This is a genomic window from Shewanella sp., assembly GCF_051658185.1.
Taxonomy (GTDB): domain Bacteria; phylum Pseudomonadota; class Gammaproteobacteria; order Enterobacterales; family Shewanellaceae; genus Shewanella.
In genome coordinates this window covers 1-16,474 of sequence record NZ_JBOFMC010000220.1, presented here as the reverse complement: position 1 = coordinate 16,474, position 16,474 = coordinate 1, and the positions used below count along the sequence as shown (strand labels likewise).

Annotated in this window: 13 protein-coding genes and 1 pseudogene; 4 read left to right on the top strand and 10 right to left on the bottom strand. The window is 51.3% G+C overall.

Annotated features, from left to right (window positions below):
* From ACRCZA_RS08770 to glyA, 10 genes and pseudogenes are all read right to left on the bottom strand, one after another.
* Window positions 1-112: pseudogene (locus ACRCZA_RS08770) on the bottom strand (hypoxanthine phosphoribosyltransferase); the annotation flags it as partial.
* Window positions 67-600 (bottom strand): phosphatidylglycerophosphatase A family protein, encoded by a 534-nt coding sequence (locus ACRCZA_RS08765; protein WP_438674070.1) that lies wholly within the window; start codon window positions 598-600, stop codon window positions 67-69. The gene ACRCZA_RS08765 and the pseudogene ACRCZA_RS08770, both read right to left, overlap by 46 nt.
* On the bottom strand, window positions 600-1,556 hold the full coding sequence (gene thiL / locus ACRCZA_RS08760) for a thiamine-phosphate kinase (protein ID WP_438674073.1): 957 nt from the start codon (window positions 1,554-1,556) through the stop codon (window positions 600-602). Before thiL ends, ACRCZA_RS08765 begins: the two co-directional genes overlap by 1 nt.
* Before the next feature lie 90 nt (window positions 1,557-1,646).
* Window positions 1,647-2,051, bottom strand: coding sequence for a transcription antitermination factor NusB (gene nusB, locus ACRCZA_RS08755; protein ID WP_438674069.1), 405 nt, complete (start codon window positions 2,049-2,051; stop codon window positions 1,647-1,649).
* An 11-nt stretch (window positions 2,052-2,062) separates the two neighbouring features.
* Window positions 2,063-2,542 carry a 6,7-dimethyl-8-ribityllumazine synthase gene (ribH, locus tag ACRCZA_RS08750; protein ID WP_438674068.1) on the bottom strand — a complete coding sequence of 160 codons (480 nt, stop codon included), beginning with the start codon at window positions 2,540-2,542 and terminating at the stop codon, window positions 2,063-2,065.
* 314 nt (window positions 2,543-2,856) lie between these two features.
* The gene (ribBA, locus tag ACRCZA_RS08745) at window positions 2,857-3,966 is read right to left on the bottom strand and encodes a bifunctional 3,4-dihydroxy-2-butanone-4-phosphate synthase/GTP cyclohydrolase II (protein ID WP_438674067.1); all 1,110 of its coding nucleotides are present in this window, start codon (window positions 3,964-3,966) and stop codon (window positions 2,857-2,859) included.
* A 67-nt stretch (window positions 3,967-4,033) separates the two neighbouring features.
* A complete protein-coding gene (locus tag ACRCZA_RS08740) occupies window positions 4,034-4,690 on the bottom strand; it encodes a riboflavin synthase (protein ID WP_438674066.1) in 657 nt (218 codons plus the stop codon).
* Window positions 4,691-4,697: 7 nt separating this feature from the next.
* Window positions 4,698-5,837: a bifunctional diaminohydroxyphosphoribosylaminopyrimidine deaminase/5-amino-6-(5-phosphoribosylamino)uracil reductase RibD gene (gene ribD / locus ACRCZA_RS08735; RefSeq protein WP_438674065.1), complete on the bottom strand. Its 1,140-nt coding sequence runs from the start codon at window positions 5,835-5,837 to the stop codon at window positions 4,698-4,700.
* Window positions 5,838-5,993: 156 nt separating this feature from the next.
* The gene (gene nrdR, locus ACRCZA_RS08730) at window positions 5,994-6,443 is read right to left on the bottom strand and encodes a transcriptional regulator NrdR (RefSeq protein ID WP_438674064.1); all 450 of its coding nucleotides are present in this window, start codon (window positions 6,441-6,443) and stop codon (window positions 5,994-5,996) included.
* A gap of 213 nt (window positions 6,444-6,656) precedes the next feature.
* A complete protein-coding gene (gene glyA / locus ACRCZA_RS08725) occupies window positions 6,657-7,910 on the bottom strand; it encodes a serine hydroxymethyltransferase (RefSeq protein ID WP_438674063.1) in 1,254 nt (417 codons plus the stop codon).
* A 189-nt stretch (window positions 7,911-8,099) separates the two neighbouring features.
* On the opposite strand from glyA, the gene ettA reads away from it, so the two are divergent.
* The 4 genes from ettA (at window position 8,100) to ACRCZA_RS08705 (ending at window position 16,004) form a co-directional block, all read left to right on the top strand.
* The gene (gene ettA, locus ACRCZA_RS08720; RefSeq protein WP_438674062.1) at window positions 8,100-9,767 is read left to right on the top strand and encodes an energy-dependent translational throttle protein EttA; all 1,668 of its coding nucleotides are present in this window, start codon (window positions 8,100-8,102) and stop codon (window positions 9,765-9,767) included.
* Between the two features lie 520 nt (window positions 9,768-10,287).
* Window positions 10,288-11,334 carry a metallophosphoesterase gene (locus tag ACRCZA_RS08715; RefSeq protein WP_438674072.1) on the top strand — a complete coding sequence of 349 codons (1,047 nt, stop codon included), beginning with the start codon at window positions 10,288-10,290 and terminating at the stop codon, window positions 11,332-11,334.
* A gap of 432 nt (window positions 11,335-11,766) precedes the next feature.
* Entirely contained in the window at window positions 11,767-12,873 is a 1,107-nt protein-coding gene (locus tag ACRCZA_RS08710; protein WP_438674071.1) for an efflux RND transporter periplasmic adaptor subunit, read from the top strand.
* Complete coding sequence (locus tag ACRCZA_RS08705) at window positions 12,873-16,004, top strand: multidrug efflux RND transporter permease subunit (RefSeq protein ID WP_438674061.1); 3,132 nt, start codon at window positions 12,873-12,875, stop codon at window positions 16,002-16,004. Before ACRCZA_RS08710 ends, ACRCZA_RS08705 begins: the two co-directional genes overlap by 1 nt.
* Window positions 16,005-16,474 lie beyond the last annotated feature (470 nt).

Sequence of the window (16,474 nt, the reverse complement as noted above, 5' to 3'; positions counted from 1 at the left end):
AGCCGGTGTCGATGATGTCTTCAACAATCACCACATCTTTGCCGCAAATATCCCCATCTAAGTCTTTTAAAATGCGCACATCGCGTGAGGTGTGCATACCTGCGCCGTAGCTAAGCCCCAAGCGAGTCCCTGCAAACAGAGCAGCGCAAATATTCCCGCCAATACATCGTCAATCATAATGCCAAAACCGCCTGCCACCTTGGCATCAAGCCAACGAATCGGCCAAGGCTTAATGATGTCAAAAAAGCGAAACAGGACAAAACCGCCTAAAAGCCATATCCAGCCAGAGGGCGCGGCGATCATAGTGATCAGTAGTCCAGCGACTTCATCCCAGACGATAGCGCCGTGATCATGCACCCCCATATCCTTAGCGGCTTTATCACAAATATACACGCCAAAGATTACGCACAGCAGTGTGAACCCCAGATACCAGCTCAGAGGCAATTGCGCCATCAGCAGATACAAAGGGATCGCCGCCAGAGTTCCAAAGGTACCCGGCGCTTTAGCAGCCAAGCCGCTACCAAAGCCAAGGGCTAAAAAGTGAATAGGATTTGTTAATGACAGGCGCGATAACGCCGGATCCGTTGTTAACCATTTCATTAAAAATGCTCAAAACCGTGGTATGGCGGTGTAAATGGCTCACCATTACGCTGCAATTTCAATTTGTTACCCGCACATATTTGCCCGACGCGCACAAATTTGGCCCCTGCATGACTCAGCGCCGTTTCTAGCGCCCCCTTTTGGGCTTCGGGAACCGTAAATAACAGTTCGTAGTCTTCCCCCCCCGTCAATGCATAGCCGAGGGCATGTTCTTCACTGACGCTATCTTGCAGCGCCAAAGAGAGGGGAATATTGCTCACTTCAACCACGGCACCAACCGCCGAGGCCTTCAGAATATGGCCAATATCCGAGATAAAACCATCAGAAAGATCAATCGCGCTTGATGCCAAAGACCGCAGCGATTGCCCCGCGAGCACCCTTGGGGTTGGACGATAATGACGATTAATCAAAAACTCTTTATGCTGTGCCGGCACGGTTTGAGCACCGCGTAAGATATCAAGTCCTAAGGCCGAGTCACCTAACGTGCCCGTCACATAGATCCAGTCTCCAACCTTAGCACCTTGGCGTGTTAAGGCCTTGCCCTGAGGCAACTGACCAAGCACGGTAATATTGATGGCGCGAGGCCCACGGGTCGTATCCCCACCAATTAAAGCAATGCCGTAATATTCAGCCGCCTCAAATAACCCCTCACTAAAGCCCTTTAACCAAGCTTCATCAACCTCGGGCAAGGTTAAGGCGAGGGTCATCCATGCGGGCTCCGCCCCCATCGCGGCTAAATCTGACAGATTGACAGCGAGGGCTTTGTAACCTAAGGCTTGGGGAGGTATGTCAGGGAAAAAGTGAACGTTTTCAACTAAGGTATCGCAGGAGATGGCGATCGATTTGTTTTCAGCTGGCTGGACTAAAGCACAATCATCACCAATGCTGAGCTTGACATCACGGCGAACGGGGCCGCGGTTGTTAAAATAACATTCAATTAATTGGAATTCTTTCACTGTACAGTTTGGCACGACGTTATATCTGCCACCTTTGTTAGCAATGAAAAACGGTATCCGAGGATACCGTTTGTCTTTAGTACTGCGTGATTACTTACGTGCAACCAGTTTGTCGAGCAATCCATTCACAAACTTGTGACTATCGTCCGCACCGAATGCTTTCGCCAACTCGATTGCCTCGTTAATGGCCACTTTGAAGGGCACATCTTTGCGGAAAGTCAGCTCATAGGTCGCAAGGCGAACGATGGCTTTTTCGACGGGTGACACCTCATCGATGGGGCGATCCAGAAACGGAATAATCAACTCATCCAGTTGGGTTTTCTTAGTTGCAACGCCTGCAAATAGCTCACGAAAATAAGCTACATCAACACCGTCGAGACTTTGCTCAGTTAAAAACTCATGCTCGACATCGGCAATATTATTCCCGCTTAGTTGCCATGAATAAATGGCTTGAACGGCTAAACGGCGGGCCTTGCGGCGCTCAGAAGGCTTCATTATTTTTCCTACTATGACAACTGTTGTTCAAGTTCTTGCAGAACATTGACCATTTCGAGCAGACTTAATGCAGCTTCGCCGCCTTTATTACCTGCTTTGGTACCTGAACGCTCAATGGCTTGTTCAATGGTATCTGTGGTCAACACGCCGAAGGCAACGGGTAGATCAAATTCCAAGGCAATTTGAGCTAGACCTTTATTGCATTCGCCTGCAACAAAATCAAAATGGGGCGTTCCACCACGGATCACCGCACCTAAGGCGATAATTCCGTCGAACTTTCCACTGGCCGCCACACGACGGGCAGCTAACGGTAACTCAACCGCACCGGGTACACGGACAACCGTAATATTGTCGTCACTGACTTGGCCAAAGCGCTTCAGCGTGTCAAGTGCACCGTCAAGCAGGCTCTCAACTAAAAAGCTGTTGAAACGCGAAATTACAATCGCAACTTTGGCATTTTTCGCTTCGATATTACCTTGAACTACGTTCATTATCTTACCTACATTTTGCTAAAGCACCCAGCTTCGGGCGAAAAGTGGCGATATGATACCACAGCCAATTGCCCAGAGCCCTATGCAAATTATCAGAAATAGTGATTTTTACCTTACTGCAACCTTGTTCCCCATAAGCTACGGCGACACTGTGCGATAAACCGCCCCTTGATCATCGCACGTAGCTAATTTGGCTATCGCGTTGCTAATTTGTCTATCGCGTAACTAACTTGGCTATCATGAGGCACCTTAACGGCGCTCGCTATCGGCCTTGTTGCCTGAGCAAAGGGGAACTAGCAAAAACGGAACCGAGCTCACTCGTCATCCGCAACGCATTCCGTCACCTCAAGGCCAAAGCCCGAGAGTGAGTGATAACGCTTAGGGGAGCTTAATAGGCGCATCTTAGTCACCCCCAGTTGCGCCAAAATTTGTGAGCCCACGCCGACTCGGCGGGAGGTGCCTTGCCATTTCGCGCCGACGTTTGATTGCCCTTGATCTTCAGCTTCAAACGCCTTTACCTTCGCCAGAATTTCACTTGGATGCTCTTGATTGGCAAGTAACACCAACACCCCACCTTCATTGGCAATCCGCTCCATCGCTCTTTCGAGGGGCCAACTGCGTTGCTGATCCCGCTCGGAGTGGAGTAAATCATTGAAGGTATTTTGTAAGTGTACGCGCACTAAACCGTTCTCGGTCACCTCGCCTTTGACAAGAGCAAAGTGCAATTGATTATCGATAGTATCCCTAAAGGTCAACATCTCGAACTCGCCAAAGCGAGTGGGTAATTTACATTTTGCCTCACGCACGACGGTGGTTTCTTGGGTATTGCGGTATTCAATTAACGCCGCAATAGTGCCCATCTTGATACCGTGCAATTGGGAGAAAATTTCAAGATCTGGGCGGCGCGCCATGGTGCCGTCCTCATTCAAAATTTCAACGATAACCCCTGAAGGTTCAAAGCCTGCTAGCCGCGCTAAATCGCAGCCGGCTTCCGTATGACCAGCACGAATTAACACGCCGCCATCCTGGGCCATCAATGGAAAGATATGCCCAGGCTGCACTAAGTCTGCCGCTTTTGCATCCTTAGCCACCGCGGTTTTGATGGTGACGGCGCGATCATGGGCTGAAATGCCGGTCGTCACGCCTTCGGCTGCCTCAATAGACACCGTGAAGTTGGTCGAAAACTGGGCATTGTTATTGGTCACCATCAGCGGCAGATTTAACTGCTGGCAGCGAGCCTTTGTCATCGTTTGGCAGATCAAGCCACGGCCATATTTTGCCATAAAGTTAATGGCTTCAGGCGTCACCATTTCGGCGGCCATGATCAAATCACCTTCGTTTTCACGGTCTTCGTCATCCATCAAAATAACCATTTTGCCTTGACGAATATCTTCGATGATCTCTTCTATACTGTGCAACGCCATTGTAGGACCTTTATGTTTTTGCTGTTGTTATTAAATTCTATACTTAAGTCAACCGAGTGCCTATGACTTAACGCACAAAGCCGGCACGGGCAAGCATTTCCATGGTGACACCGCCCTGCGCGCTCTTTTGGCTGTCAAAAGTCATCAGACGCTCTAAATAACGGGCGACTAAATCCACTTCAATATTGACTTTATCGCCAGCTTGCAGCGCGATGAGCGTGGTTTCCCCTGCCGTATGCGGCACTATGGTTAACCGAAAACGGCTGCCGTCAACTTCGTTCACCGTTAAACTGACCCCATCGATGGTAATTGAGCCCTTATGGGCGATGTAGCGCCCAAGCTCGGAAGGCGCCGCTAACCAAAACTCGATGGCTTGACCGCGCACTAGGCGCTGCTCCACGGTGGCAATCCCATCCACATGGCCGCTCACCATGTGGCCACCTAAACGGGTGGTGGGGGTGACGGCCTTTTCTAGGTTAACCTGAGTGCCAACGCGATAATTGGCAAAGCCGGTGAGACTCACGGTTTCGGCGGATACATCGGCCACATAGCCATCAGCTAAACACTGCACCACCGTTAAGCACACGCCGTTGGTCGCAATGCTGTCCCCAAGACGTACATCACTTAAGTCCAGTTTGCCGCTCGCTACCGTCAGGCGGATATCATCGCCTTTACGCTCGAGCTTACGTAGGGTGCCAACGGCCTCGATAATCCCAGTAAACATGGTCAACTCACTTATTTGATAAAGATGGATTGGGTACTAAGGTCAAACGCGTATCTGGCCCGATTTTTCGCTCATCGACCAAGGTTAAGGCCGGTATCTCTGCCATGGTCTGATAGTCTGGTAACTGCAATAAATTACGCCCATGCCCCCCGAGAATTTTCATCCCTTGGTACAGCACTAACTCATCGACCAGCCCCTCTGCCAAAAATGCACCGGCTAAGGTGGCGCCCGCCTCAACGAGCAGTTGATTACAGCTTTGGCCAAGATAGCTTAATAGTTCAGGCAGCGAGACGCGACCGGCAACGGCTGGTAACTGAAGGCAGCTCACATGCGAAGGCAATTGCGCTTGAAAAGCCGCCGGATAAGCCACGGTTGAGACTAACAATATTGGTGATGCGATCGCCAAGCAGGCCGCCGATAACGGTAAGCGGGCGCGACTATCGAGAATGACTCTTAATGGCTGCAGTAATTGCGCCTCAGTCAGGCCGGCCTTTATGCTGCCCAGCTCTTGATAACGCACATTGAGCGCAGGATCGTCCGCCAGAATGGTTTCGATACCCGTGATCAACGCGCAAGCGCGTAAGCGTAGGCGCTGCACATCGCGACGGGCCGCAGGACCTGTGATCCATTTCGATTCGCCATTGGCGAGCGCAGTTTTCCCATCAAGGCTTGCAGCCAACTTCACCGTCACCCAAGGCCGATGGGAGCTCATCCGCTTCATAAACCCGAGGTTGAGGGCGCGGGCCTGTTCACTTAACAAACCGACAGCCACCTCAATCCCGGCATCACGCAGCAATTGTATGCCTCGGCCTGCCACCTGCGGATTAGGATCGCCCACCGCCACCACAACCCTCGCAATGCCCGCCTCAATCAAAGCCAGCGCACAAGGGGGCGTGCGGCCGTAATGGCTACAAGGTTCTAAGGTGACATAGGCCGTTGCCCCGCGCGCCTTATCGCCCGCCATGGCCAGCGCATGCACCTCGGCGTGGGGGCCGCCAGCGCGTTGATGATAGCCTTCACCGACTATCTGCTCATCCTTAAGGATAACGCAGCCCACGCTTGGATTGGGTCTAGTCGTATAAAAACCCTTTTGCGCCAATTGGATAGCACGGCTCATCATCTGGGTGTCAATCACTGTCCAGGGCATGCAAGCTCCTATTCAAGGTTATTGTTGACGGCGCGATAAATTCAAAGCCTTCATGCAAAGCCATAGTTTCATTAATGCAAAACCACTGCCCATTAATGCAAAACCACTGCGCTTGATTAGCCGCCAAGAGGGCTGGCGCTCAAGTCAGTGCTCTACTTATTTTTGCAGCTTCGCGATGGCCTCGCCAAACTCTGAGACATCCTCAAAAGCCCGATATACCGAGGCAAAACGGATATAAGCCACCTTATCGAGGGTCATTAATTGTTCCATCATCAGGTTACCGATCATTTCTGAGGTAACCTCCCTTTCGCCTGTTGCGCGTAGGGTCGATTTGATTTTACTGAGGGCTTGATCGATTTGATCCATCGATACCGGGCGTTTTTCAACGGCACGCAACATGCCCGATTGCAGTTTTTCTTCATCAAAAGGTTGGCGCGAGCCGTCGCGTTTGATCACCCGCGGCATGACTAACTCCGCGCCCTCGAAGGTGGTAAAACGTTCATGGCATTCGGTGCATTCTCGGCGACGGCGCACTTGGTGGCCTTCTGCCACTAATCGAGAATCGATGACTTTAGTATCTGTCGCGCTGCAAAATGGACAATGCATTGAGCCTCCTGCCAGTGAGTGCGAGTAAAGCTTGCGCCTTACCGGTGCAATCTATGCCTCACCCTATGGGGTTAAGCCTTAGATTTTATCAATAAAAATGGCCGCAAGATGCGGCCACGGGATTTTATCCTATTTATGGGCTGAGGTTAACTCTTCCAGCGAAGTGGGATCAAACTCAGCCCAGCATCAACATCACATTAATGCGTATCGGCCTTAGCCATAAACAGGAAAACGAGCACACAACGCGAGCACTTGGCCTTTCACGCGCTCGATGACCGCCAAATTGTGGGCATCATCCAGAATGTCACAGATCCAGCCCGTAAGCGCTTTTGCCTCGGCTTCTTTAAAGCCACGACGAGTGATCGCTGGCGTACCAATACGGATACCGGACGTCACAAAGGGTGAGCGTGGATCGTTTGGCACAGAGTTCTTATTCACGGTGATGTTAGCGCTGCCTAAGGCGGCATCGGCCTCTTTACCGGTCAAGTCGCGGCCAATTAAGTCCACCAGCATTAAGTGGTTATCGGTACCGCCTGAAACGATTTTGTAACCACGTTCGAGGAACACTTCGACCATGGCTTTTGCGTTTTTGACCACTTGTTGTTGATAGGTTTTGAATTCTGGCTCAAGGGCTTCTTTAAACGCCACCGCTTTACCCGCGATAACGTGCATCAAAGGCCCACCTTGGCCACCGGGGAATACCGCCGAGTTAAGCTTTTTATATAACTCTTCATCATCTGCAGCAGAGAGGATCAAGCCACCACGAGGGCCCGCGAGGGTTTTATGGGTGGTTGAGGTCACCACATGGGCATGAGGTACTGGGTTAGGATACACGCCAGCGGCAATTAAGCCTGCCACATGGGCCATATCAACAAACAAATAAGCACCGATTTTATCGGCAATTTCGCGCATTCTTGCCCAGTCCACAATCCCTGAGTAGGCCGAGAAACCGCCAATCATCATCTTTGGCTTATGCTCTAACGCTAGGCGCTCCATCTCGTCGTAGTCGATTTTGCCAGACTCATCGATACCGTAAGGAATGATGTTATACAGCTTGCCAGAGAAGTTAACCGGTGAACCGTGGGTCAAGTGACCACCGTGGGCGAGGTTCATCCCAAGGACGGTGTCGCCCGGCTTTAACAATGCCATGTACACCGCGCTGTTCGCCTGTGAACCTGAATGGGGCTGCACGTTAGCATAGCTGGCACCAAACAGTTGCTTAGCACGCTCAATCGCTAAGGTTTCAACCACATCCACATACTCACAACCGCCGTAATAACGCTTACCAGGGTAACCTTCAGCGTATTTATTGGTTAATTGTGAACCTTGCGCCTGCATCACCCGAGGGCTGGTGTAGTTTTCCGACGCGATTAACTCGATATGCTCTTCTTGACGCAGGGTTTCGTTTTCAATCGCGCGAAACAGTTCCGGATCGTAATCTGCGATGTTCATCTCTTTTTTTAGCATTGCCAACTCCAGCAGCCAATTCTTATAGGTAGGGTTGCGCGGTATTCTACTCGCAACCTCAATACAATCCCAGTATTTACAAGATGAAATTCCTGCAGATTGGCCATGAACTTAGTGCATTGGCGAGTTGAGTTCGGCGCGCAATCTTGTAGAATTAGCCGCATCATTAGTCACTTAAGATAGAGAAACATGGCCCAGTTTGTTTACAGTATGCTGCGGGTGGGTAAGATTGTTCCACCTAAGAAGCAGATCCTTAAAGACATTTCTTTAAGCTTCTTTCCCGGCGCCAAAATTGGTGTATTAGGTCTTAACGGTTCGGGTAAATCCACATTACTGCGCATTATGGCGGGCATTGATACTGAGATTGAGGGTGAAGCGCGCCCCATGCCCGGACTCAAGATCGGTTACTTACCCCAAGAGCCTAAACTCGATCCGACCCAAACCGTACGCGAAGCCATCGAAGAGGCCGTCGCTGAAGCGAAAAATGCCCTAACTCGCCTCGATGAGGTTTACGCTGCCTACGCTGAACCCGATGCCGATTTTGACGCCCTAGCCAAAGAGCAAGGCGAGCTTGAAGCCATTATCCAAGCACAAGATGCTCACAACCTAGAGCATATCCTTGAGCGCGCCGCCAACGCCCTGCGTCTGCCAGATTGGGATGAGAAAATCGAAGTGTTATCGGGTGGTGAGCGCCGCCGGGTCGCGATTTGTCGCTTACTGTTAGAAAAGCCCGAAATGCTACTGCTCGACGAACCCACCAACCATTTGGATGCCGAATCCGTGGCATGGCTGGAACACTTCCTGCAGGAATATGCCGGCACTGTGGTGGCGATTACCCACGACCGTTACTTCCTCGACAATGCGGCTGGCTGGATTTTAGAACTCGACCGCGGTGAAGGTATCCCGTGGGAGGGCAACTACTCTTCATGGCTGGAACAAAAAGATGCCCGCTTAAAGCAGGAATCGGCCGCTGAAAGCGCTCGCCAAAAAACCATCGCGAAAGAATTAGAATGGGTACGTCAAGGCGCTAAAGGCCGCCAATCTAAGGGCAAGGCCCGGATGGCTCGCTTTGAAGAACTCAACACCAGCGATTACCAAAAACGTAACGAAACCAATGAGCTGTTTATTCCGCCCGGACCGCGTTTAGGTGACAAAGTCATTGAAGTGAATAACTTAACTAAGTCCTATGGTGACCGCGTCCTGATCGACAATCTGTCTTTTTCTGTGCCTAAGGGCGCCATCGTTGGGATTATCGGCGCTAACGGCGCGGGTAAATCTACCCTGTTCCGCATGTTATCCGGCGCAGAAACCCCTGACAGCGGCAGCATTGAACTCGGTGAAACCGTGCAATTGGCATCGGTTGAACAGTTCCGTGATTCGATGAATGACAAAAACACCATCTGGCAAGAAATTTCCGGTGGGCAAGACATCATGCGCATCAACAACATGGAAATTCCAAGCCGCGCCTATGTGGGCCGGTTTAACTTCCGCGGCGCCGATCAGCAAAAAATTATCGGCACCTTGTCGGGCGGGGAACGTAACCGGGTGCATTTAGCCAAGTTGTTGCAAGCGGGCGGTAACGTGTTGTTACTCGACGAACCCACCAACGATTTAGACGTAGAAACCCTGCGCGCCCTAGAAGAAGCGCTGCTGGAATTCCCCGGCTGCGCAATGGTGATCTCGCACGATCGTTGGTTCCTCGACCGTATCGCCACCCACATTTTAGATTATCGCGATGAAGGCCAAGTGAACTTCTACGAAGGTAACTACACCGAATATTCGGCGTGGCTGAAAAATACCTATGGTGCCGACGTCATCGAACCACACCGCTTAAAATACAAGCGGATGACAAAATAAGTTCGCGCTCCTAAACCAGCATGTGTTACAGGAGTTTAGCTCGTAAGGGCTAAACTCCTTTTTTTACCTTGGCGGTGGGTGTGGTGTTACCCCAATCCCCAGCCTTATCAACAAACGCATGCTCAGCCAAACACAATAATGGGATTGCCGGCTTGTTGGCTAACAGGCTTGGCCGTATGATTTGCTACAAAATAAGGCTGGATTCAATCGCGTAGAGCGTGTTGCATCAAGCTGATTATACCGAGCTGATTTCAACGAGCTGATTTCAACGAGCTGATTTCAACGAGCTTAGCCCCACAATAACGCTGCTAATAACAAGGATGCTGCCGCGATGCCACACTCATTACCGTCAACTCATGACGCTTACACTCATGCGACATTCGCTCCGTCGCCACTTCGTCACATCTCATGCATCAAGCACCTAACCTTGCGCGCATACATCAAGCACGCCAACTGGCGCGTTGGCCTCATCGGCAAAACAAGCATACGCCTGCGGGCGCTACCGCGTTATTTATGCTTACTGTTTGCTCTGCCGCTCATCGCCCATGGCGCTGATGCGCCCGCGCCCCAAGGGAGCATCCACGATGGTCCCTATGTCTTTTTAAACAAACAAGAACAAGGGTTCGCCTATTGGATTTGCCACAGCGCGCTCAAGCGAACCGCCATTAACCACGCCCAGCTAGTACGTCCGGCCGATTGCGGCTCATTGCCCGAGCCTAAGCTCTACCAAGGCGCGGCCAGTGTGGCGGCGGATACCTTTACCAAAGTCAGTAAGATTGTCGCCCTCAGCGATGTGCACGGCCAATTCGATGTGATGATTAACCTCCTCAAAGCCCATCATATTATTGATGACCAGCACCACTGGTCCTTTGGCGACGGCCATATGGTGATCAATGGCGATATGTTTGACCGCGGCCACCAAGTCAATGAAGTTTTATGGTTTTTATATCGCTTAGATAAAGAAGCGCAAGCTGCGGGGGGACGCCTGCACCTGTTAATGGGCAACCACGAGCAAATGGTGCTTCGCGGCGATTTACGTTACGTCAACGAACGTTATCAGGTTTCAGCACAGTTACTTCAGCGTCGTTATGATGCCCTCTATCACCACGAGACTGAAATCGGCCAATGGCTACGCAGCAAACACACTTTGGTCAAAATCAATAATCTCCTATTTATGCACGCAGGCATCAGCCCTGAATGGCTAACGCGAAAACTGACGATAAGCCAAGCAAATCAACTATTTCGAGATCATGTGGACGCAACAAAAGCCGAACTTAAGCAAGATGACTTACTCAACTTTTTATTTTTTGCCAATGGGCCAACCTGGTATCGCGGCTACTTCAAGGATGCGCTAACTGAAGAGCAAGTTAATGATATTATAAGTTATTTTAAAGTTGAACATCTCGTCGTCGGCCATACCTCCCAGGAGCAAGTGCTAGGGTTATACCACAACAAAATTATTGCCATCGATAGCAGCATCAAAAAGGGGAAAACAGGTGAACTGCTGTTTATCGATAAGCATAAGCTCAAGCGAGGACTGTTTAATGGTGAGCAAATCGCGCTTTAATGACATCTGACCGAGCAGGGCTAAACCTCGCCGCCTTGATACTAATGATATAAACCGGCACTAATATCCCAGCACATCCACGCGGGGGAGACTTAAGAACGGCGGCATACGAGTACATCATGTACATGCCGCCCGTTGCGAGGCGCAATCGCATCGACTCACGATGCGCTATCAACCGTTAGCGGCTCGCCATGCCACCTCTCGCGGCGCAACGTGTGCCAATGACGAGGGCGTGTTGAGTCGCCAAAGCGCACAACATCTCATCTCAACATGTCACCCCGCTCGAGGCTAAATGCCTTTCATACACAATTTCTTGCACTTTCTTAGGGAGAACTTTACAAACTTTTACCCACTCGGCCGAGGTTATTCACTAGAATAGCCGCCATAGTGCTATTGCCCATTTAACAGCCTTTGTGCGAGATAACCATGCCAATCAAAAAAACCATTATTGCCATCACCCTGCTTGGACTCATCGCCACCGCAGTGAGTTTTAGCGATCTCCTGCATGCGGCCAAACCAGACAATGCCCCGCCCAAAAGCCGCACTGTGCCCGTGGTAACAGGCCTTGTGGTCGAGCATCCCCTCGAGCAGTCTGTTACCTTAATTGGTAAACTTGCCGCCGAGCGCGCAGTCATGATTGCGCCACAAGTCACCGGTAAAATTAAACAAGTGGCGGTGACCTCTAACCAAACGGTAAAAAAAGGCCAATTACTCATCGAGCTTGATGATATGAAAGCCCAGGCCGCCGTGGCTGAAGCCAACGCCTTTCTCAATGATGAACAGCGTAAACTCAAAGAGTTTGAAAAACTTATCATCAAAAATGCCATCACCCAGACTGAAATTGATGCCCAAAAAGCCAGCGTGGATATTGCCAAGGCCCGCTTAGCCTCGGCTCAGGCGGATCTGCATTATCACTCGCTTAAAGCCCCGTTTGCCGGTAACACTGGCTTAATCAATTTCAGCGAAGGCAAGATGGTGAGCTCAGGTACTGAGTTAATGACCTTAGATGATTTATCGGTCATGCGCCTCGATCTGCAAGTACCGGAGCATTTCCTGTCACAACTGAGTATCGGTATGCCAGTATCGGCGACCAGCCGTGCTTGGCCGGGGCACCCTTTTACCGGCAAAGTGGTGGCCATCGATCCGCGGGTCAATGAAGAAACCTTAAACCTTAAGATCCGCGTACAATTTAACAACCCCAAAGGCCAGTTAAAACCAGGGATGATGCTGTCATCCACCCTCACCTTCCCGCCGACTACCGCGCCAATTGTCCCAGTGCAAGCGCTGGAGTATTCCGGCACTAAGCGCTACGTCTATGTGGTCAATAGTGAACAAATCACTCAGCGCACCGAGGTCACCTTAGGCGAGCGCGTCGGTGATGAAGTGCTTATCGAAAGTGGGTTAACAATCGGCGATAGAGTGGTCGTCCAAGGCTTAGTCAATATGCGCGATGGCTTAAAGATCAATGAAGTGAGCTTAACGCCTAAAGCCACGGCGACAACGCCCCCTGTCCAATCACCACTGACGGAGACCAAATAATGTGGTTATCCGATGTTTCTGTTAAACGCCCGGTAGTTGCCATTGTATTAAGCCTACTACTGTGTGTGTTTGGTCTCGTGTCCTTCACTAAGCTTGCCGTGCGGGAAATGCCCGACGTCGAAAGCCCGGTGGTCACCATCAGCACCAGTTATCCCGGCGCTTCGGCGGCGATTATGGAGAGTCAAATCACCAAAACCCTTGAAGATGAGCTGACCGGGATCAGCGGTATCGATGAAATCACCTCCACCACCCGCAATGGCAGCTCACGCATTAGCGTAAAATTCCTGCTTGGCTGGAACCTCACCGAAGGGGTGAGTGATGTCCGCGATGCCGTCGCCCGTGCCCAGCGCCGCCTCCCAGAGGATGCCAAGGATCCGGTCGTCTCCAAGGATAATGGCTCGGGTGAACCCTCGGTCTATGTCAATTTAAGCTCGACCGTGATGGATCGCACCCAATTAACCGACTACTCCCAGCGGGTGCTCGAGGATAGATTCAGCCTGATCAGCGGCGTGAGCTCCATTAGCCTGTCCGGCGGTTTGTACAAAGTCATGTATGTCAAACTGCGGCCAGAACAAATGGCAGGACGCAATGTGACGGTGACAGACATTATCAATGCGCTGCGTAAAGAAAACGTCGAAACCCCGGGCGGCCAAGTCCGCAATGACACCACCGTCATGTCAGTGCGCACCAAACGCTTGTACTTCACCGCTGAGGATTTTGATTATTTAGTGGTGCGTACCGCCAGCGATGGCACGCCGATTTACCTTAAAGAGGTAGCCGATGTCGCCATTGGCGCGCAAAACGAAAACTCCACTTTTAAAAGTGATGGTATCGTCAATTTAAGCCTCGGGATCATTACCCAGTCCGACGCAAACCCATTAGTGGTCGCCCAAGAGGTACATAAAGAGGTGGAGCGCGTCCAAAACTTCCTCCCCGAGGGCACTCGCCTCGTGGTCGATTTTGACTCCACCGTATTTATCGACCAATCCATTAATGAGGTCTACAGTACGCTGTATGTCACCGGCGCGTTAGTGGTATTAGTGTTGTATATCTTCATCGGCCAAGTTCGGGCAACCCTGATCCCGGCGGTGACGGTACCCGTGTCACTCATCTCGGCCTTTATTGCCGCCTATATGTTCGGCTACTCGATTAACCTTTTGACCTTAATGGCATTAATCCTCGCGATTGGTCTGGTGGTCGATGATGCCATTGTGGTTGTCGAAAACATTTTCCACCATATTGAGCAGGGCGAGGAGCCATTACTGGCAGCCTATAAAGGCACCCGAGAGGTTGGCTTTGCGGTCATGGCGACCACTGCCGTATTAGTGATGGTGTTTTTGCCCATTTCCTTTATGGAAGGGATGGTCGGCTTACTCTTTACCGAATTTTCGGTGATGCTCGCGGTTTCGGTGCTGTTTTCCTCCCTTGTGGCCTTAACCCTGACCCCGGTGCTTAGCAGCAAAATGCTCAAAGCGAATGTCAAACCCAATCGCTTTAACCGCGTCGTCGATCAAGCCTTTATGGCGCTAGAGCGGGTGTATCGCGTGGGCGTCACTCAGGCCGTCAAATGGCGTCTGCTCGCGCCGTTAGTCATCCTCGCCTGTATCGGCGGCAGTGCTTGGTTAATGCAACTGGTACCGGCTCAACTGGCGCCGCAGGAGGATCGCGGCGTGCTCTATGCGTTTGTCAAAGGTGCGGAAGGCACCAGCTATAACCGCATGACCGCCAATATGGACATCGTTGAGGCGCGGCTGATGCCACTGCTTGGCCAAGGGGTACTGCGCTCCTTTAGCGTGCAAGCCCCCGCGTTTGGTGGCCGCGCAGGCGATCAAACCGGCTATGTGATCATGCAATTAGAGGACTGGGGCAAGCGTGAGGTCACCGCCCAGCAGGCGCTTGGCATCATTAGTCAAGCCTTAAAGGATATTCCGGATGTGATGGTGCGGCCAATGACGCCCGGTTTTAGGGGGCAATCGAGTGAGCCGGTGCAATTTGTCCTCGGCGGCTCCGATTATGCCGAACTGTTTAAGTGGGCGCAGATCTTAAAAGAAGAGGCCAATGCCAGCCCGATGATGGAAGGCGCTGACTTAGATTACGCCGAAACCACGCCAGAGCTTATCGTCGCCGTAGACAAAGAGCGCGCCGCAGAGCTTGGGATCAGTGTCGATGAAGTATCCCAAACCCTTGAGGTGATGCTCGGCGGGCGCACTGAAACCACCTATGTGGAACGCGGTGAAGAGTACGATGTGTACCTGCGTGGCGATGAAAACAGCTTCAACAACGTCAGTGACTTAAGCCAAATTTATATGCGTTCGGCCAAGGGCGAGCTCGTCACCTTAGACACGATAACCCATATCGAAGAGGTCGCCTCAGCGCAGCGTTTAAGCCATACCAATAAGCAAAAGTCGATTACGCTCAAAGCCAATATCAGCAGCGGTTATACCTTGGGCGAGTCGTTAACGTTTTTAGAAACTAAAGCCATCGAGTTGTTGCCTAAGGATATTTCCATCAGTTACACCGGAGAATCAAAAGACTTTAAAGAAAACCAAAGCAGCATTTTTATCGTCTTTGGCTTAGCGATGTTGGTGGCTTACTTAGTCTTGGCGGCGCAGTTTGAGAGTTTTATCAACCCATTAGTGGTCATGTTCACTGTGCCTATGGGGGTATTTGGCGGTTTCCTTGGACTGTTAATTACCAGTCAAGGGATCAACATTTACAGCCAAATCGGCATGATCATGTTAATTGGGATGGTCACCAAAAACGGCATTTTAATTGTTGAATTTGCTAACCAATTACGGGATCGCGGCCTGGAGCTCGATAAAGCGATTATCGATGCCTCGGCTCGCCGCTTACGGCCAATTCTGATGACCGCCTTTACCACGCTCGTTGGCGCTATCCCGTTAATTTTATCAACAGGAGCGGGCGCTGAAAGTCGTATTGCCGTGGGGACTGTCGTGTTCTTTGGGATGGCCTTTGCCACCTTTGTGACGCTGTTTGTGATCCCCGCCATGTACCGGTTAATCTCGGCTAGCACCCATTCCCCGGGATATGTTGAAGCCCAATTGACTGCCGCTATCAAGGCGCAGGAGCTCGCCGCGCAAACGGACAACGCAACTAAGGGCTCAATGTAAAACGCTAAGCGCCAAATGTTAAATGCTTAGCCGCTAACCATCACGCCCAGCGACAGTCAAGGATCTCTTGGCTGTCGCGACTCTTCCCATACCGCCCGTACTCTCAGCGGTATTCTCACGGAGCTGGGTTCCTACTCAGCGGGTTTCCCACTCAGCAGGGTTCCCATTGAGCGGCGTTCCCCCTAGGCTGTGTTATAGTGCCTCAACGCACTAAAAAATAGCGCCGCCAAACACCGCAACAAAGTGCAGCAACAGCGCCTTGAGCGCCATATCGGAGCCATAATAGAGCCACACGCGGTTTACAGCATATCAAGCCCGCCGATACCGGTGCTTATGCTCGAATTGACGGGTGCCGAGTTGACTGCGCCGAATCAAGTGACACGGAATCAACTGGCATCGAGCCAACGCGCACTGAATTAACGGGTGCCAATCTAGCGGGGTAACACATTGAAAAAAATCGCACTCTTTGT

Bases quoted from the DNA above. Each gene is read 5' to 3' on its own strand.
- ACRCZA_RS08765 (WP_438674070.1), bottom strand. From the start codon at position 600: ATGAAATGGTTAACAACGGATCCGGCGTTATCGCGCCTGTCATTAACA.
- nusB (WP_438674069.1), bottom strand. From the start codon at position 2,051: ATGAAGCCTTCTGAGCGCCGCAAGGCCCGCCGTTTAGCCGTTCAAGCC.
- ribH (WP_438674068.1), bottom strand. From the start codon at position 2,542: ATGAACGTAGTTCAAGGTAATATCGAAGCGAAAAATGCCAAAGTTGCG.
- ribBA (WP_438674067.1), bottom strand. From the start codon at position 3,966: ATGGCGTTGCACAGTATAGAAGAGATCATCGAAGATATTCGTCAAGGC.
- ACRCZA_RS08740 (WP_438674066.1), bottom strand. From the start codon at position 4,690: ATGTTTACTGGGATTATCGAGGCCGTTGGCACCCTACGTAAGCTCGAG.
- ribD (WP_438674065.1), bottom strand. From the start codon at position 5,837: ATGCCCTGGACAGTGATTGACACCCAGATGATGAGCCGTGCTATCCAA.
- nrdR (WP_438674064.1), bottom strand. From the start codon at position 6,443: ATGCATTGTCCATTTTGCAGCGCGACAGATACTAAAGTCATCGATTCT.
- glyA (WP_438674063.1), bottom strand. From the start codon at position 7,910: ATGCTAAAAAAAGAGATGAACATCGCAGATTACGATCCGGAACTGTTT.
- ettA (WP_438674062.1), top strand. From the start codon at position 8,100: ATGGCCCAGTTTGTTTACAGTATGCTGCGGGTGGGTAAGATTGTTCCA.
- ACRCZA_RS08705 (WP_438674061.1), top strand. From the start codon at position 12,873: ATGTGGTTATCCGATGTTTCTGTTAAACGCCCGGTAGTTGCCATTGTA.